This is a genomic window from Micromonospora sp. CA-248089 (assembly GCF_050948515.1).
GTDB lineage: Bacteria > Actinomycetota > Actinomycetes > Mycobacteriales > Micromonosporaceae > Micromonospora.
In genome coordinates, this window is record NZ_CP192016.1 from 3,100,050 (window position 1) to 3,117,214 (window position 17,165).

General features: G+C 72.2%; 13 protein-coding genes. 6 read left to right on the top strand and 7 right to left on the bottom strand.

Annotation, left to right across the window (positions count from 1 at the left end; genetic code table 11):
* Window positions 1-27: 27 nt before the first annotated feature.
* Window positions 28-1,035: a DMT family transporter gene (locus ACQP26_RS14735; RefSeq protein ID WP_433495977.1), complete on the top strand. Its 1,008-nt coding sequence runs from the start codon at window positions 28-30 to the stop codon at window positions 1,033-1,035.
* Here the strand turns inward: ACQP26_RS14735 and ACQP26_RS14740 are convergent.
* Window positions 973-2,187 carry a hypothetical protein gene (locus ACQP26_RS14740; protein ID WP_433495978.1) on the bottom strand — a complete coding sequence of 405 codons (1,215 nt, stop codon included), beginning with the start codon at window positions 2,185-2,187 and terminating at the stop codon, window positions 973-975. The genes ACQP26_RS14735 and ACQP26_RS14740 overlap by 63 nt on opposite strands.
* Before the next feature lie 331 nt (window positions 2,188-2,518).
* Between ACQP26_RS14740 and ACQP26_RS14745 the strand changes: the two genes are divergently transcribed.
* Complete coding sequence (locus tag ACQP26_RS14745) at window positions 2,519-4,084, top strand: pectate lyase family protein (RefSeq protein ID WP_433495979.1); 1,566 nt, start codon at window positions 2,519-2,521, stop codon at window positions 4,082-4,084.
* Window positions 4,085-4,145: 61 nt separating this feature from the next.
* On the opposite strand, the gene ACQP26_RS14750 is transcribed toward ACQP26_RS14745, so the two are convergent.
* The 5 genes from ACQP26_RS14750 to ACQP26_RS14770 form a co-directional block, all read right to left on the bottom strand.
* Window positions 4,146-5,876, bottom strand: a complete 1,731-nt coding sequence (locus tag ACQP26_RS14750; protein ID WP_433495980.1) for a cellulose binding domain-containing protein — start codon at window positions 5,874-5,876, stop codon at window positions 4,146-4,148.
* 28 nt (window positions 5,877-5,904) lie between these two features.
* Window positions 5,905-7,332 (bottom strand): non-reducing end alpha-L-arabinofuranosidase family hydrolase, encoded by a 1,428-nt coding sequence (locus ACQP26_RS14755; RefSeq protein ID WP_433495981.1) that lies wholly within the window; start codon window positions 7,330-7,332, stop codon window positions 5,905-5,907.
* Window positions 7,333-7,670: 338 nt separating this feature from the next.
* Window positions 7,671-8,735, bottom strand: coding sequence for an SRPBCC domain-containing protein (locus ACQP26_RS14760; RefSeq protein ID WP_433495982.1), 1,065 nt, complete (start codon window positions 8,733-8,735; stop codon window positions 7,671-7,673).
* A gap of 21 nt (window positions 8,736-8,756) precedes the next feature.
* On the bottom strand, window positions 8,757-10,088 hold the full coding sequence (locus tag ACQP26_RS14765) for a low temperature requirement protein A (RefSeq protein WP_433495983.1): 1,332 nt from the start codon (window positions 10,086-10,088) through the stop codon (window positions 8,757-8,759).
* Window positions 10,089-10,177: 89 nt separating this feature from the next.
* Complete coding sequence (locus tag ACQP26_RS14770) at window positions 10,178-10,768, bottom strand: TetR/AcrR family transcriptional regulator (RefSeq protein ID WP_433495984.1); 591 nt, start codon at window positions 10,766-10,768, stop codon at window positions 10,178-10,180.
* A gap of 121 nt (window positions 10,769-10,889) precedes the next feature.
* On the opposite strand from ACQP26_RS14770, the gene ACQP26_RS14775 reads away from it, so the two are divergent.
* Together ACQP26_RS14775 and ACQP26_RS14780 are read left to right on the top strand one after the other, a co-directional pair.
* Window positions 10,890-12,530, top strand: a complete 1,641-nt coding sequence (locus ACQP26_RS14775; RefSeq protein ID WP_433495985.1) for an MDR family MFS transporter — start codon at window positions 10,890-10,892, stop codon at window positions 12,528-12,530.
* A 74-nt stretch (window positions 12,531-12,604) separates the two neighbouring features.
* Window positions 12,605-13,447 carry a phosphatase PAP2 family protein gene (locus ACQP26_RS14780; protein ID WP_281577965.1) on the top strand — a complete coding sequence of 281 codons (843 nt, stop codon included), beginning with the start codon at window positions 12,605-12,607 and terminating at the stop codon, window positions 13,445-13,447.
* A 7-nt stretch (window positions 13,448-13,454) separates the two neighbouring features.
* Here ACQP26_RS14780 and ACQP26_RS14785 read toward each other — a convergent pair whose 3' ends face one another.
* Entirely contained in the window at window positions 13,455-15,509 is a 2,055-nt protein-coding gene (locus ACQP26_RS14785; RefSeq protein WP_433495986.1) for a cellulose binding domain-containing protein, read from the bottom strand.
* A gap of 246 nt (window positions 15,510-15,755) precedes the next feature.
* Here ACQP26_RS14785 and ACQP26_RS14790 point away from each other — a divergent pair, with 246 nt between their 5' ends.
* Window positions 15,756-16,505 (top strand): lytic polysaccharide monooxygenase, encoded by a 750-nt coding sequence (locus ACQP26_RS14790; RefSeq protein WP_269706388.1) that lies wholly within the window; start codon window positions 15,756-15,758, stop codon window positions 16,503-16,505.
* Window positions 16,490-17,122 carry a DUF305 domain-containing protein gene (locus ACQP26_RS14795; RefSeq protein ID WP_433495987.1) on the top strand — a complete coding sequence of 211 codons (633 nt, stop codon included), beginning with the start codon at window positions 16,490-16,492 and terminating at the stop codon, window positions 17,120-17,122. Before ACQP26_RS14790 ends, ACQP26_RS14795 begins: the two co-directional genes overlap by 16 nt.
* The last annotated feature ends 43 nt before the right edge of the window (window positions 17,123-17,165 follow it).

The window sequence follows — 17,165 nt, forward strand, 5'->3', positions numbered from 1 at the left end:
AGAGCACAGAGTAGCGCTACTGCACCGATGGCGGTAACGGCGAAGCCGGGTGCCGGGATCGCACTGGGCGCGCTGGGTGTGCTCGCCTTCAGCATGTCGTTGCCGGCCACCCGCGTCGCGGTGCACGCACTCGACCCCTGGTTCGTCGCGTTCGGACGGGCGGTCGGCGCGGCGCTGCTCGCGTGGGCCTACCTGCGGCTGACCGGTGCGCCGCGCCCCACCCGGGACCAGTGGCGACGGCTGTCGATCGTCGCGCTCGGCGTCGTGGTCGGCTTCCCGCTGTTCACCTCGCTGGCGCTCACCACGCAGACATCGGCGCACGGCGCCGTGGTCGTCACCGTGCTGCCCGCGATGACCGCCGTGTTCGCGGTGCTGCGCGCCGGCGAACGGCCGCCGCCGCTGTTCTGGATCGCCGGTGCCGCCGGGCTGGCGCTGGTGCTCGCGTTCCTCGGCGCGAGCGGCTCGATGCGCGGGACGCTGTCGTTCGCCGACCTGTTCCTGCTCGCCGCCGTGGTGCTCTGCGGCCTCGGGTACGCCGAGGGCGGCCGGCTGGCCCGCGAACTCGGCGGCGCCCGGACGATCTGCTGGGCGCTGCTGCTGTCGCTCCCGGTCACCGTGCCGGTCACGGTGGTGGCCGCTCTCGTCCACCCGCCGCAGGGCGGCACCGCCGCCTGGACCGGGTTCGGCTACCTCACCGTGGTGTCGATGTTCCTCGGCTTCTTCGCCTGGTACGCCGGGCTGGCCCGGGGCGGCATCGCCAAGGTGGGCCAGATCCAGCTCGTGCAGCCGGTGCTCACGCTGGTCTGGTCGGCGGTGCTGCTCGGCGAGGCGGTCACGACCGGTGCGATGGTGGTGGCGGGTGCGGTGCTCGCCTGCGTGGTGCTCATCCAGCGCACCCGGAGCGGCGCGACACCGGCGCGCACCTCGGGCGGGCCGTCCTCGGCAGGCCGGCCCGCCCCGGGCGAGCCGGCCTCAGCAGGGCGCGATGGTGCCGGTCACCGTGGAGACGTACGCGTGGCTGACGAAGTGTCCTGACGCGAGGCGGTTCCACTGGCTGGTGGTCCGGTACGGTCCGCTCACCGTCTGACCGGTGACGGAGCACTCGATCGGCACGTTGGCGTACGTGGCGGCCAGGCCGACGACGGCGTTGCTCGTGCTCGGGCCGGAGCGGATGTTGAGCGGCCCGCTGCCGATCCGGCCCCGGGTGCCGGTGCCGGTCCAGAGGTAGGCGACGTCGACCCAGGCGTTGTCGGTCAGCAGCAGGCCGTCCCAGAACGTGCCGTCGGCGAGGTCGATGCCGGCCGGGCTGCCCACCACGCGCCCGAACTGGTCCCGGCCCCCGTTGTAGCCGCTCTGGTACGCCGCCTGCGCCTCGGGTCGGCCCTGCGGCAGGTCCTTCCACATCTCCCGGACGCTGCTGGGGTTCCAGTAGTCGTCCTTGGTGTTCCACGGGCCGACGTCCCAGACCGGGGCGTACTCGCAGCGGCTGCGGGTGGTGGTGCAGACCCGCACGGTGTAGTCGCCGGTGTTCTTCGGCGCGAGGCCGCGGAACGAGGGCAGCGCGACGAAGTGGTCCCGGGAGACGATCACGTGCCCGTTGGCGGTGGTGCCGCCGACCAGGCCCTCGCGGGTGGCGTACACCCGGTAGGTGAGGCCCGGGGTGGCGGCCGTGACGGCGGCGACCGAGTCGGCGGTGAGCCGCACCCGGCGCAGGGCGGGCGCGGCGGCCGGCCGGCCGGCGGTGAGCGCGACGCGGATCTGCACCCGGGTGACCGGCTGGTCGAAGACGGCGCCGCCGGCGGCGGAGCGCCACTCGGTCCACCCGCCGGACCGCCAGCCGCGCGCCGCCACCTCGACGGCGCCGTCGGGGCCGGGTGTCGCGACGATGTCGGCGCGGACCCGGTTGGCCGGTACGGCGAGCGAGTGCGGCGTGACGACGAGCGTGCCCTCGGCCGCGATTGCGTGCCGGGCCGCGGGTCGGTGGGCCGGGTCGGCGAGGCGGAGTTCCGTGCCGGTCCAGCGGACGTTGACGTCGTCGGAGTCGACGGCAGTGAGGTCGGCGCTCCACGTGTTGCCGGTGGTCGCCGGGGCCGTCAGTGGTGCGGCGGGTGCCGGCGAGACGGCCAGCACGGCGGCGACGACGCCGGCGACCGCCGCGAGCGGGCGGGTCCTGCGGGAACGGGGCATGACGCTCCTCGTGGGGGCATGAGGTAGACGAACTTCGATGTCAGGGTGGGGTGCAGGCAATCATCGATCTCGCGTCCCGTCAAGGTGGCGCCCTCCCGGTCCCGGTGCCCGGAGCAGTGCAAAAAACCTGCAAACGCCAGCCCTTGCCTTCCTGGAAAGCGCTTTCATACGATTGCGTTACATCGATGTTTCATGTGCGGGCCGGGCCTCGCAGATGAACGACATTCGCCGGCGGCGCGCCTGATCGCGTCGCGGCTCCTCATTATTCCCATTCGGTGAATGCCGCTGCTCGGCGGCAATTCCCGCATGCTCGAAAAAGGAATGAGGCGACATGAGAAGACCAGTCGCGCTGCGACTCCACGCGGCACTGGCCACGGCGGTCGTGGGAATCGCCGTCGCCGTGGTGATGCCGTCCCCGCAGGCGTCGGCGGCGGCCGGCAGCGCCACCGGCTACGCCACCCAGAACGGCGGCACCACCGGCGGCGCGGGCGGGCAGACCGTACGCGCCACCACCGGCACCGCCATCCACGCCGCGCTGTGCGGCCGGGCCAGCAGCAGCACCCCGATCATCATCGAGGTGACCGGGACCATCAACCACGGCAACACCAGCAAGGTCTCCGGATCGAGCTGCAACACCGCGGACGGCGTGATCGAGCTGAAGCAGATCAGCAACGTCACCATCATCGGGGTGGGCAGCGGCGCCGTCTTCGACCAGCTCGGCATCCACATCCGCGACTCCCGCAACATCATCATCCGGAACGTGACGGTGCGCAACGTCAAGAAGTCCGGCTCGCCCACCTCCAACGGCGGTGACGCGATCGGCATGGAGAGCAGCGTCCGCAACGTGTGGGTCGACCACGTGACGCTGGAGGCGTCCGGCGGGGAGTCGGAGGGCTACGACGGCCTGTTCGACATGAAGGACGACACCCAGTACGTGACGCTGTCGTACAGCATCCTGCGCAACTCCGGTCGCGGCGGCCTCATCGGGTCCAGTGAGAGCGACCGCGGCAACGGCTACATCACGTTCGAGCACAACCTGTACGAGAACATCGACTCCCGTACGCCGCTGCTGCGCGGCGGCATCGCCCACATGTTCAACAACCACTACACCGGGCTGCACGAGTCGGGCATCAACTCCCGGGCCGGCGCGCGGGCCAAGGTGGACAACAACTACTTCCGCAACTCCAAGGACGTGCTCGGCACGTTCTACACCAGCGAGCGCGGCACCTGGCAGGTCAGCGGCAACATCTTCGACAACGTGACCTGGTCCTCGCCCGGGACCGACAACTACCCGGCGGGCCCGAACGTGACGTCCACGACCACGGTCAGCGTCCCGTACTCGTACCGGCTCGACGCGGCGAGCTGCGTGCCGGACATCGTGCGGCAGACGGCGGGGCCCAACACCGGCCTGCGCGTGTCCGACGGGAACTGCACGCCGCAGTCCCCGGCCCCGACCACGCCGGGGCCGACCACGCCCGCCCCCACCACGCCGCCGCCCGGGACGACCACCCCGCCGCCGTCCGGCGGGACGAACCTGAGCCTCGTCTCCGGCGCCGGGGCCGACGGGTCCAGCAAGGCCGACGGCACCAGCTACGGCAACGTGCGCGACGGCAACCTGAGCACGTACTGGTCGCCGTCCGGGTCGACCGGCACCGTCTCGATCAAGTGGGGCTCGGCCACCACCGTGTCCCGCGTGGTCATCCGCGAGCCGTCCGGCACCTCGGGTTCGATCGGGTCGTGGCAGCTCGTCAACAACGACACCGGCGCGGTGCTGGCCTCCGGCAGCGGGGCCGGCCAGATCACCTTCGGCGCGACCTCGCTGAAGAAGATCAACTTCAAGATCAACAGCTCCGGCGGTACGCCGAGGGTCGGCGAGTTCGAGACGTACGCCGGCTAGCAAGTCACACACGAGCGGGGGCGGCCGATCCGGCCGCCCCCGCCCTTGTTCGTGTCCCCGGTCAGAGGGTGAGCACGACGGTGGAGATGCTCCGTGCGCCGACGCTCACCGTCACCTGGTTGCCGTTCACGCCCACCGGCTGGCTCGCCGCGCTGGCGTTCTGCGACGTGGCCACGTACTCCGCCCGGCTGACGTTCTGCGGCGCCTGGATGATCGCGTTGTTCACCGCGCTGGTCGACCGGTTGAGGATCACCAGCGTGACCTTCCCGTCGCCGGAATAGGCCGTCACCTCCAGCGGCGACGCCTTCGAGCTCTTGGTGAGGGCGACCCGCTGGTAGCCGGGCCGCACGTACTTCGCGTACTGCGAGAACGCGTACCCGCGCTTGAGCGGCGCGCCCGCCACCGTGCCGTACGCGGACTCGCCGTCACCGATGAACGAGTAGTAGCGCTTGCCGTACCACCAGACGTACGCGCTCCAGTTCGACTCCATCGACTTGTGCACGGTGCGCATGATGTCGTCGAGCGTCTCGTTCCAGGCCGCGGCGTTGGCCGGGTTACCCCAGATGTTGGAGCCGCCGCCGTCGGCCTCGTGCAGGTTCCACTCGGTCATCCACACCGGCTTGTTGTACTGCTGCGCCAGCGTGTACGGCTTCAGCCGACCGGACGCCTCCGTGCCGTAGAGGTGCCCGCCGATGTAGCCGATGTTGTTGCGGGCGGCCGCGTCGTTGAGCGTCGGGTCGGTGTAGCCGTAGTTCAGGTTCACCGCCTCGGCGACCATCAACTTGGTGTTCTGCACCTTGGCGCCCTGCTCCCGGACGAAGGTCTGGAGTTCGGTGCCGCTCCAGTCCATCGAGTCGTAGTCCGGGTGCCAGTCCGGCTCGTTCTGCACGGACGTGACGTCGATCGTCACGCCCTGGTTGCGCATGTACTGGACGTAGCTGTTGAGGTGGTTGGCGTAGTCGTCGTAGTAGTCGGTGCGCAGCTTGCCACCGTTGATCCGGCTGTTGTTCGTCTTCCAGGCCGCCGGGGCGGTCCACGGCGACGCCATGATCTTCACGTTCGACCCGTACGACTTCGCCGTGCGCAGCGCGCTGACCTGGGTGCCCCACTCGCCGGACACCGGCGAGATGCCGGTACGCACGATGGACAGGCCGAGCTGGTTGGGGCCGAGCCCGACGAGCGTCTGCGTCTCGGCCGTCGACCAGGCGCCGCCCCAGATCGACACCGCGGCGCCGAACCCGTCGATGGTCTGGTAGCGGCTGGCGGTGTTGACGGTGATGTCCGCCGCCCCGGTGGGCGGCGGGGTGCTCGGTGAGGTGGTCGGCGAAATCGTCGGCGACGTTGACGGCGAGGTGGACGGCGACGTCGGCGTCGTTCCGCCGGTGCAGGTCACCCCGTTGAGCGCGAAGCTCGTCGGTGCGGGGTTGCTGCTGGTCCAGGCCCCGTTGAAGCCGAACGACGTGGTGCCGTTGGTGGGGATGGACCCGTTGTAGTCGACGTTGCGGGCGGTGACAGCCGCTCCGCTCTGGGTCACCGTGGCGTTCCACGCCTGGGTGACGGTCTGGCCGGCGGCGTAGGACCAGGTGAGCGTCCAGCCGTTGACCGGGTCACCGAGGTTGGTGACTGTGACGTTCGCGCCGAAGCCGCCCTGCCACTGCGACGACACGGCGTAGGTGACCGCGCAGCCGGCGGCCGCCGCCCCGGCCGGCAGCGCCGCGGCCATCGCGGTCGACGCCAGCAGGACGGCCCCGGCCGACAACACCGCGGTACGGGTCGTTCTGTGCCTTCTCATCGGACCTCTCTCTCCTCGATCGGTCGGCTCAGCGCTGGAGGGTGAGCAGTCCGGGTCGGTAGGGCAGGAGGCCGTAGTCGCCGCCGGAGTTGGGGGAGCGGCCCTGGTAGAGCAGTTGGAGGTTGCAGGGGTCGACGGTGAAGGTCTGGTCGGCGGTGGTGCGGATCAGTTCACCGTGGCTGATGTCGTTGGTCCAGGTCGCGCCGCTGTTGACCTTGCCCGCGAACGGGTTGGACTCGGTGGCGGCCTGCGGCGTCCACGAGCCGCCCAGGCTGGTGGCGGTGAAGGACCGGAAGTAGCGGCCCTGCGAGCCGATGGCCTCGACGATCATCAGGTAGCGGGTCTGGCCCTGCAGCTTGTAGACCTGCACGGCCTCGAACAGGTTGTTCGTGCTGTCGGACATGATGGTGGTGTAGTTCGAGCCGAAGCTGCCGGGGAAGTTCCCGATCGGCATGCTGGAGCGGTAGATCTTGCCGTTGTCACCGGCGAAGAACAGGTACATGTTCTGGTCGTCGGCGATCAGCGTCTGGTCGATCGGGCCGGTGCCGGAACCGGAGATGCTGCCGGTGAACAGCGGCTGCGCCGACGACCACCCGTTCGGGTTCGTCGGATTCGTCGACGTCCGGTACGAGAACGCGGTCGGCCCCCACTGGTAGGCCAGAACCCAGATGTTGCGCGGCGCGAAGTAGAACAACGTCGGCGCCACCGTCCCCGACGACATCGCGTTCTGCGACGCCGAGGCCATCTGCGACCAGTTCGAGAACAGCCCGAAGTTCATCGACCCCCACGACGACCCGGTGTCGTGCGTCGTGGCGTACACCAGGTGCTGCCCGTTGTAGGGCACCACCGTGAAGTCCTTCAACGACACCCAGCCCGACCGCGGCTGCGCCAACACACCGGTCGACGACCACCGGTACGACGACGGCAGGCTGCACGTGTTACCCGGCGGTGGTGTCGTGGGCGGCGCGGTGGTCGGCGGCGCCGTGGTGGGTGGCGCGGTGGTCGGAGCGCCGGTCGGGCCGCCGGTCGGCGTGGTGGTGCCGCCGGTGCAGGTCACCCCGTTGAGCGCGAAGCTGGTCGGCACCGGGTTGCTGCCGGTCCAGGAGCCGTTGAATCCGAACGACGTGCTGCCGTTCGTCGGGATCGACCCGTTGTAGTCGACGTTGCGCGCGGTCACCGCGGACCCGCTCTGGGTCAGGCTCGTGTTCCACGACTGGGTCACCGTCTGCCCGGCGCCGAAGGACCACGTCAGCGTCCAGCTCGACACCGGGTCGCCGAGGTTCGTGATGGTGACGTTGGCGCCGAAGCCGCCCTGCCACTGCGATGGGATCGCGTAGTTCACCGAGCAGCCGGCGGCGGCCGCGCCGGCGGGCAGCGCCACGGCGACGGTCGCCGACGCGAGCAGCGCGGCACCTGCGGACGCCAATATGGCATTGACTGATCTGGATCTGGGCATGAACTGACCTCCTGCGGGGGCGGCGGCTCTGGCATTGGCGGTGGCGATTGTGTTGTGAGCGTTAACAGCCGCGTCAGGGATGTTACGGGAGCGCTCCCACGCACTCAACAACCCATTTCCGCACCCACCGAATCAGCGCCCACCCCGGCGCCCAGCCCGCACCCACCCCGCACCCGCCCTCCGCCCGCACCCCCCCCGCCGCGCGCCCGTGCGCGCCGATCATGAAGTTGGCCGCAGTCAATGCGGACAAATCCGCGGCCCAACTTCATGATCGACCGGGCCGGGCCGCGCGGGCCGAGTCGGCCGGGCCGGGCAGGGCGGGGGGAGGGGAAGGTGGGTCAGGCGGGGGTGCAGGGGGTGTTCTCGGCGGCGCAGGCGGCGGGGGCGTCGTGCTGGGGATCCGGGTCGCGGACGTCGAACCGGATGGTGGCGGACTGGCCGCCCGGCAAGGCCCCGCCGGTGAACGTGACCACGGTGCCGTTCTGGGTGGCCTCGGCGCCACTCACGCTGCCCACAGTGGCGCCGTCGTGCAGCGTCACGGTGACCGTCCAGCCCGGACGCGGCGCCGGGCCGGGATTGCGCAGCACCACCTCGCCCCGGTAGCCGAAGACCCGGTCGTTCACCGTCTCGTACGTCGCGGTCAGCGGTGCCGCGACCACCGTCGAGGGCGTCGCGCTCGGCGTACGGCTGGGGGTGGGCGTCGGCGTCGGCGAGGGCGACGCGCTGCGGCGGCTGGCGCTGGGCGTGGGCCGCGCGGTCGTGGGGCGCGCGGAGGGCGTGGCGCTGGACGGCATGACCAGCGATGTCGTGGGCGCCGGCGCGGCCGGCGCGGGCGGGTCGTCGCCGGTGGCCCACACCATCGCCCCGGCCGCCGCGGCGACCAGCGTGACCGCGCCCGCCGCCAGCAGCGCCCGGCGCCGCCCGGGCCGGCGGGGCTCGTCGCCGAGCAGCCGGACCACAGGTAGTTCGGCGGTCAGCCCGCCCTCGGCGCGGCGCAGGTCGACGTTCTGGAACGCCAGCCAGTCGAGAATGGCCGGCAGCCGTCCGGTCACCGCCTGCTCGTGCTGCTCGGCGCGGGCGTCGGCGTCCCAGTCGCCCTCCTCGAGGACCTCGCGGACGGACAGCCGGGTGCCGTGCGCGGTGGGGGTGAGGTCGCAGGCGAGCCGGGTGGCCCGGCCGGCCTCCCGGCAGCGGACCACCAGCCGGTCCGGTGCGCGCAGCTCGACGGTCTCCACCTCGGTGTCGCCGTCGTAGCCGGGCAGCGCGGCGGTGGCCAGGATCCACCGCTCGGACCCGGGCGCGCTGTCGGCGAACCACTTGGCCAGCAGCGCGCGTTCCGTGAGCGCCCGCCAGACCCGGGCGGGCGGGTGGAACAGGTCGACCTCGGTGACGATCTCGATCACGCGGAGACTCTAGGGCCTGTGTCAAGGCCGGTGTGGGGCGCTGTCGCCGTCGTCGCGCCAGCGGGCGCGCCAGGCGGCTTCGCTCTCCTCGGCGCTGGCCTTCTCCTCGTGCATCAGCCGGCGCAGCGCGGCCCGGCCGTCGGCGAAGATCACCAGCTCGGCCGCGACGAGGGCCACGCAGATCGCGGTGAGCAGGCCCAGCGCGCCGAGCGCCGGGAGGTGCCGGCCGACCGGCAGTGCCGCGGCGAGCAGGACGAGGGTGCCGAGGCGGGTCCAGGACACTGTCCGCAGCGCGCGCCACTGGAACGCCGTGTTGGCGGCGAGGTAGAGGAGCACGCCACCGAACAGCAGCGGCACGGCCGGACCGTGGCCGCGCTCCATCGCACCGCCCGCCGGGTCGGTGACGATCCGGACCAGTTCCTCGGCGCCGATCGCGAACAGGATCACCCCGGCGATCATGGGCAGGTAGAGGTAGGCGTACGCGTCGCGGGCCAGGGTCACCCGGGCGTGCCCCTGCGCGGCGTGCAGCGCGATCCGGGCGGCCGGGCCGATCATGTCGAAGTGCGCCCACCAGAGCGCCGCGGTGAACAGGATGCCGAAGATCGCCGCCGGGATCGCCGGCCAGGTCACGGCCTGGCCGAGCAGGTTGCCGCCCACGCCGACGGAGATGACCGACTCGCCGAGCGCGATGATCAGGATCAGGTCGTACCGTTCGGTCCAGTGCTCGGCCGAGGTGATCTTCCAGCCGTCGGTGCCGGCCAGCAGGCCGCTGCTGTACTGGATGGCCACCACGGCGATCCACAGCCCGTCGCGCAGCCACGGACCGACCTCCGGGGGTACGCGCGGCGGCAGCAGCGCCGCCACCAGCAGCAGGGTGGCGGTGACCAGCGCCTCGGGCAGGAACAGCCGCAGTTTGCGCCGGGCCGGCGGGTCGTCGCGCGTTGCGTACCAGTACAGGGCGGTGTGCACGAATCGGATCACCACGTAGCTGATCGTGACCAGGATCGGTCCGGCGCTGCCCTTGTCCAGGTCGCCGAACGTCTGCGGCAGCGCGAGCGCGAACGTGAACAGCGCGATCATGCCGACCACCATGAGGATCGGCACGAAGCCCTCGCCGAGGCGCAGCCGGGCGGCGACGGCGCTGTGCACCACCCAGCACCACCACAGCACGGCGAGCACCAGCAGCGCGTGCAGCAGCTCCCTCGGGGTCACGTTCGCGGCGGTGGCGCGCGTGATGATGAAGAAGGACACCACGAAGACGAGGTCGAAGAAGATCTCGAACCGGTCGACCCGGGTGGCGGGGGCGACGCCTGTCGCCGGCCCGAGCCCCTTGCGCCACCGGTCGCCACCCACCGGGCGAGTGTGTCAGCCCAGGTCAGGCCGGGTGCCGCTTTCGCCGGCCATTCCACCGCCCCGACCGGGAGCGGGCGGCCGGGGAGCGCTCAGCCCGCTGTCGGGGCGGCCAGGGCGAGCACGTCGCGCAGCACGTCGCGCAACGGCCGCCCCGGGTGTTCCAGCCACTCGTGCGCGGCGATCCGCAGCGAGGCGAGGAACGTCGCGGCGACGATCCGGGCCCGCAGCGGCCCGTCGGATCCGGTCAGCCGGCGGGTCAGTTCGGCGGCCATCTCCCGCTCGAGGGCCGCGTACGCGGCGACCTGGTGGGCGGCCAGACTGGGGTGGCCGTGCAGCTCGCGGCGCCGGCTGAGCCAGGGCTCGGCCGGGTCGTCGAAGCCGTCCTCGGCCTGGACCAGGGCGGCCCGGGTGAGCGCCGCCCACGGCGACAGGTCGCCCGGCTGGTCCGCGACCAGCGTGAGGAGCCGGCGCAGCCGCAGCGTGTCGCCGTGGAAGAGGGCCTCCTCCTTGCCGCCGAAGTAGTTGGAGAACGTCCGCCGGGAGACGTTCGCGGCGTCGGCGATCGCCTCGACGGTGATCCGGTCGGGGCCGTGCGCGACGGCGAGGGACAGCGCCGCCTCGTGCAGCGCCAGACGGGTGGCCGCCTTCTTCCGCTCCCGCAGTCCGGTGCACTCCTCCATGCGTCCAGCGTAGGTGACCCATTTCTCAATGGGCAAACTTGCCTACCGGGCAAGGTTTAGTGTTGATTGCTTGAGGCAACGAAGCGGCCACCCCGTATCGACACACCTGGAGGACGCGCGCATGAGCGCACCCACCGCGACGGCTGAGGCCGCCCCCATGAGCAAGCGGAAGACGCTGGAGGCGCTCAGCGGTCTGCTGCTGGTGCTCTTCGTGGCCATGCTGAGCAGCACCGTGGTCTCGACCGCCCTGCCGAAGATCATCGGAGCGCTCAACGGCTCGCAGACGCAGTACACCTGGGTGGTCACCGCCACCCTGCTCACCGCCACGGCGACCACCCCGATCTGGGGCAAGCTGGCCGACCTGTTCAACAAGAAGCTGCTGATCCAGGTCGCCATCGTGGTGTTCCTGGTCGGCTCGGTCGCGGCCGGCTTCGCGCAGAGCGCCGGGCAGCTCATCGCCGCCCGCGCCTTCCAGGGCATCGGCGTCGGCGGTCTCCAGGCGCTGGTGCAGGTCGCCATCGCGGCCATGATCCCGCCGCGTGAGCGGGGCCGCTACAACGGCTACCTGGGCGGCGTCATGGCGCTGGCCACCGTCGGCGGCCCGCTGCTGGGCGGCCTGATCGTGGACACCTCCTGGCTCGGCTGGCGCTGGTGCTTCTTCGTCGGCGTACCGGTCGCGGCCGCCGCGCTGTTCCTGCTCCAGATCACCCTGAACCTGCCCACCGTGCGCCGGGCCAACGTCAAGATCGACTACCTGGGCGCCGCGCTCATCGCCGCCGGCGTCAGCGTGCTGCTGATCTGGATCTCGTTCGTCGACGACTCGTTCGCCTGGGCCTCCTGGCAGACCGGCGCCATGGTCGGCGGCGCGGTGCTGCTGCTCGCACTCGCCGTCTGGGTGGAGGCACGGGCCGCCGAGCCGGTGGTGCCGCTGCACATCGTCCGCGAGCGCACCACCGCCCTGGCGATCCTGGGCAGCCTCGCGGTCGGCATGGCGATGTTCGGCGGCGCGGTCTTCCTCGGCCAGTACTTCCAGATCGGCCGCGGCTACAGCCCGACCGAGGCCGGCCTGCTCACCATCCCGATGATGGCCGGCGTGCTGATCTCCTCGATCGTGGCCGGCCGGATGATCACCGCCACCGGGAAGGTCAAGCCGTACATCGTCTTCGGCGCGGTCGTGCTGGTCGTCGGGTTCGCCATGCTCGGCACCATCGACCACGAGACCTCGCTGGTCTTCGTCGGCCTCGCGATGTTCATCGTCGGCGTCGGCGTCGGCATGACCATGCAGAACCTGGTGCTCGCGGTGCAGAACACGGTCGCGCTCAAGGACATCGGTGCGGCCAGCGCCAGCGTCGCGTTCTTCCGTTCGCTCGGCGGCACCATCGGTGTGTCGGTGCTCGGCGCGGTGCTCGCCCGCCGGGTCAGCGACCGGATCACACACGACCTCGCCGCGGCCGGCATCCCCGCCTCCGGCGGGGGCGGCGGCAGCACGCTCAACCTCGACGCGCTGCCCGAGCCGGTCCGGCAGATCGTGCGGGCCGCGTACGGGGACGCAACGGGGCACATCTTCCTGATCTCGGCCGCCATCGCGGTGGTGGGTATCGTGGCGGCGCTGCTGCTGCGCCCGGTCACCCTGCGTTCCAGCCTCGATCTGCCGGACACCGGCCGATCGGTGGCGGTGGGAGCGGACGCCGTCGACGGCGCGCCCGCCTTCGACGAGGTGAGCGTGGACTCGGTCGGCCGGGAGGAACACGCCCGCCGCTGAGCCCGTACCCCCAGGGCCGTCGCCGACCCCGGCGGCGGCCCTGGCCCATGCGGGGACGAACCGAAGGAGGAGCCGTGGACGTCACGCGGACCGCGCCCGCCCGCCTCGCCGCATGGCAGCGGGCCGCGCGGGAGCTGGCGCTGGTCGCCGTGCTCTTCCTGGCCTACAAGGCGGGCCGTCAGGTGGTGGCCGACCACGCCGGCGTGGCCCTGGCCAACGGTGAGTGGGTCTGGCGGCTGGAGCGGCTGCTGCGCCTGCCCGACGAGATGCTCGTGCAGGGGCCGCTGCTGTCGCACGAGCTGCTGGTACGCGTCGCCAACTCCTACTACGCCTACATGCACTTCCCGGCCACCGTGCTCTGCCTGGTCTGGCTCTGGCTGCGCCGCCCGGCCCACTACCTGCGCCTGCGGCGCGCCCTGGCGTCGCTCACGGCGGTGGCGCTGGTGCTGCACGTCTGCGTTCCGCTCGCGCCGCCGCGGCTGACCGCGCTCACCGGACTGGTCGACACCGGCACCCGCTACGGCCCGAGCGTCTACGGTCCCCCCGACACCGACCAGCTCAGCAACCAGTACGCGGCCATGCCGTCGCTGCACGTGGGCTGGGCGCTGGCGATCGCGCTGGCGCTGATGGCGGTCACCACCGGACGCCTCCGCTGGCTCTGGCTGCTCCACCCCCTGGCGACCGCGCTCGTGGTGGTGGTCACCGGCAACCACTACTGGCTCGACGGCGCCGTCGCGGTGGCGCTGCTCGTGGCGATCCTGGCCGTCCTGCCGCCGCCCGCGCCGGAACCGCCCACGCTCCCGTCCGGACCGGTGCGCCCGCACGTGGTGCCGGCGCCCCGGCGGTCAGGCCGCCGCCGGAACCCGAAGGTCCCGGCGACGGCCGACGTGCGGCTGCGGCCACCCGGCCGCGGCTGAGGGCTCCTCAGCGCACCGTGCAGACCGTGCCGTTGAGGCGGAACGCCCCCGGCGGCACGTTCGGCCCGCTGTACGCGCCGACGAAGCCGACGGTCGTGCTGCCGCCGTCGGCGGCGAGCCGCCGGTTGTCGGCGGTGGGCGTCACCCGGACGGTGCGGCCCTGCTGGTCCCAGGTGGCGCTCCACCCGCTGCTCACCTGCTGCCAGGCGGTCGGCCAGGTCCAGGTGAGCGTCCAGCCGTCCACGGCCTTCGCGCCCGTGTTGACGACCTCGACGTTCGCCACGTACCCGTTGCCCCAGTCGTTGTCGTCGTTGAACCGCACCGCGCAGGAGCTCTCGGCGGGGCTGCCGGTGGCGAACGTCAGCGGCGGGGACGACCAGGAGACCCGCCCGGCGGTGTCCCGGGCCAGCACGTTGACCGTGTAGCGGGCGCCCGGTTCGAGGTTGCCCACCGTCAGCGACGTGCCAGCGGTCTCACCGAGCTGCTCGCTCACCGCGCCGTACTGCCGGTGCACCTCGTACTTGGCGATCGGGGACGCGCCCGGCGTGGCCGCCGGCCAGGAGATGGTCGCCGCGCGGTCGGTCACCGCGCTCGCCGTCGGCCGGCCCGGGGCGCCGGGCCTCCCGGCCGAGCTGCCGGCCGGTCGCAGCACGAGCGTGGTCAGCGAGTACGGCGGCAGCGTGCGGGTGCTCGCGTCGCCCGAGCGGCCGGTGCTGATCCCGGTCGCGCCGTTGGTTAGCGTGTGCACCGTCGGCGCCTCGTCGGCCGGGGTGAACCCGGCGTAGTCGAGCGCCACCGGGTGGGCGTTGTCCGGATCCTTGTTGAGCAGCAGGACCGCGACGCTGCCGTCCGGCCGGCGTACCGCGTGCGCGGCGACCAGCGGCTCGTCCGTCCCGGCCCGGACCAGTTGGTCCCCGGGCCGGACGAACAGGTTCATCATCGACAACGCGTGGTACGGCGCGAACGGGGTGTTGAACGCCGGCTGGCACACCTCGCCGTCGCTGGTGCAGTTGCCGCTGGACAGCAGCCCGAAGTCGCCGTAGTCGGTCTGCCCGGCCACCTCGGAGACGGTGCCGATGCCGTTGTGCACGTTCCACCACTGCACGGTGAACACACCCTGCTCCAGCAGCCCGCTGTAGGCGTCGGCGAGGAACAGCGCGCCCGGCGCGGTGGTACGGCCGGCGTCCACGTTCAGCTCGGTGAAGCTGATGCCGATCCGGTCCGCGCCGGGGCCGGCGTACCGGGCGATCTGCTGGCGCAGCAGCCAGGCCGCGTCGGGCAGGTGGTTGGTCCGGGCCAGCGAGTCGGCGGCGTTGCCGCCCGGGTACCAGTGCACGTCCACGAAGTCGATCTTCGGACCGGCGATGGAGAGGACCGTCTGGTTCCACGGGCCCGGGTCGGAGCCGGCGGTGATGCCGTCCGGCCAGTTGCCGGGCATGGTGAGCACCGCGCCGACCTTGATGCTCGGGTCCACCGCCTTCATCGCGTCGGCGTACTCGACCACCAGCCGGGCGTACTGGGAGGCGCTCTTGTCCGGGTGGTCGTCGGCCTCCCAGGCGGAGCCGTAGTGGCCGTTGCCGTAGTTCTCGTTGCCGACCGTCCACCACTTGGCGCCGTAGCCCTTGGTGACGTTGGCGTAGCGGACCCAGGCGGCCGCCTCGGCGGGCGTGCCGGTGCCGTAGTTCGCGATGATCATCGGCTCGGCGCCGACGCGGCGGGCGCCGGCCATGAACGTGTCGAAGTCGGTGTTCGGCGCGACGTATCCGCCGGGCGCGGTGTGCGTCTCCCAGTGGTAGATGTCGGCGTACGAGCCGCCGGGGTAGCGCAGCATCTTCACGCCCGCGGCCTTGAGCAGGTCGGACGTCTCGGCGCTGCCGAGCTGGGAGTCCCAGATGGCGTGGTTGACGCCGAGCGCGGTGGCCGGGACGGTGGCCAGCCCGGCGCGGGTGTTCACGGTGACGGTGACCGGGTCGGTGGGTTCGGCGGCGGCCGGTCCGCCGGCGGTGCCGAGCGCGGTGGCGAGCAGCAGCAGGCCGGCCGCGAACGCGGTGGGTCTTCTCATCCGGGGATGTCCTTCGGGGGAGTGGGACGACGGGGAGATGCCCGGTTCTGCGTCGTCCTCCCGGTGCCGCGACGGCGGCGGGATGCCCACGAACGACGATCGGCTCCGCGCGGCGAGCCATCGATCAGGATCATACGCCTGGCGTCGGGGAGTGCAGGGCTTAATTTATAGACAGGAGTCTTTACTGTTAACAATGTTTAATTTATGTTCATGGCACCTTCCGTTCCCCCCGAAGGAGTTGCCACCATGCGCCGAAGAATCACCCTCCCGCTGCTCACCGCCGGTGCCGTCACCGGGACGCTGGCGCTCGCCGCGCCCGCGCAGGCCCACGGCTACGTCTCCTCGCCGCCCAGCCGCCAGGCGCTCTGCGCGCAGAACCGGGTCCCCGACTGCGGCCAGATCAAGTACGAGCCGCAGAGCGTCGAAGGCCCCAAGGGCCTGCGCAGTTGCCACGCCGGCATCGCCCAGTTCGCGGTCCTCAACGACGACAGCCGCAACTGGCCGGCCACCTCGGTCGGCAGCAGCGTCACGTTCACCTGGGTCAACACCGCCCGGCACGCCACCGCCAACTGGGAGTACTGGATCGGCGGCACCCGGGTCGCCGTGGTCGACGGCGGGGGACGCCAGCCCGGCGCGACCGTGTCCCACACGGTCAACCTCGGCGGCTTCTCCGGCCGGCAGAAGCTGCTCGCCATCTGGAACATCTCCGACACCGCCAACGCGTTCTACTCCTGCGTCGACCTCCAGATCGGCGGCGGAGGCGGCAACCCGACCCCGTCACCCACCCCGACGGCGGCGCCCACCACCCCCGCGCCCTCGCCCACGCCCACCCGGACCAGCACCCCGGCACCGGGCGGTACGTGGACCGCCGGGCGGGCGTACCAGGTCGGTGACACGGTGACCTACGACGGCCGCACCTACCGCTGCCGCCAGGCGCACACCGCCATCGCCGGCTGGGAGCCGCCGAACGTACCGGCGCTGTGGCAGCAGATCTGAGCCCGCGTAGCCGCGCGGCGGAGCCGGCCGGTCCCCGGCTCCGCCGCGCGTCCGCCGCCACCCTGCTCGGCGTGGTGCTGGCCCTGCCCGGGTGCGGCGGGCCGCCCGCCGCTGATCCGTCCCCGCCGGTCCCGTCCGCCACGGCGTCGATCCCGGCCGGCGCGGACGCCACCACCAGTGGGATCGACGCGTTGTTCCTGGCCATGATGGTGGCGCACACCGAGCAGACCCTGGAGATCGTCGGCGTCGGCCTCGACCGCGCCACCGACCCGCGGATCCGCACCCTGATCGCCGCCGTCCGGGCCACCGAGACCGACGAACTCGCGACCATGCGCGGCTGGCTGAGCGAAGCGGGCCCGTCAGCCGCCGCCGCGGCCGCCCGGCACGACCACTCCGGGCACAGCGACGCCGCCGCCGGACTGGCCCGGCTGCGCGCCGCCGCGCCCGCCGACGCCGACCGGGTGCTGCTCGACGTGCTCGGCCGGCACCAGCGCACCGCGGCCGACCTGGCCCGCGCCCAGGTCGCCGCCGGGACCAGCGAGCGGGTACGTGACCTCGCCCGCCGCATCGACCGCTCCCGTACGGCCGAGGTCGAGCTGATGGCCGGCCTGGGTTGAGCGGCAGGGCCGGCACCCGTTCGCGCCGCTCGGACGAGGCATG

Bases quoted from the DNA above. Each gene is read 5' to 3' on its own strand.
- ACQP26_RS14775 (WP_433495985.1), top strand. From the start codon at position 10,890: ATGAGCGCACCCACCGCGACGGCTGAGGCCGCCCCCATGAGCAAGCGG.
- ACQP26_RS14755 (WP_433495981.1), bottom strand. From the start codon at position 7,332: ATGCCCAGATCCAGATCAGTCAATGCCATATTGGCGTCCGCAGGTGCC.
- ACQP26_RS14745 (WP_433495979.1), top strand. From the start codon at position 2,519: ATGAGAAGACCAGTCGCGCTGCGACTCCACGCGGCACTGGCCACGGCG.
- ACQP26_RS14770 (WP_433495984.1), bottom strand. From the start codon at position 10,768: ATGGAGGAGTGCACCGGACTGCGGGAGCGGAAGAAGGCGGCCACCCGT.
- ACQP26_RS14750 (WP_433495980.1), bottom strand. From the start codon at position 5,876: ATGAGAAGGCACAGAACGACCCGTACCGCGGTGTTGTCGGCCGGGGCC.
- ACQP26_RS14735 (WP_433495977.1), top strand. From the start codon at position 28: ATGGCGGTAACGGCGAAGCCGGGTGCCGGGATCGCACTGGGCGCGCTG.
- ACQP26_RS14790 (WP_269706388.1), top strand. From the start codon at position 15,756: ATGCGCCGAAGAATCACCCTCCCGCTGCTCACCGCCGGTGCCGTCACC.
- ACQP26_RS14785 (WP_433495986.1), bottom strand. From the start codon at position 15,509: ATGAGAAGACCCACCGCGTTCGCGGCCGGCCTGCTGCTGCTCGCCACC.
- ACQP26_RS14740 (WP_433495978.1), bottom strand. From the start codon at position 2,187: ATGCCCCGTTCCCGCAGGACCCGCCCGCTCGCGGCGGTCGCCGGCGTC.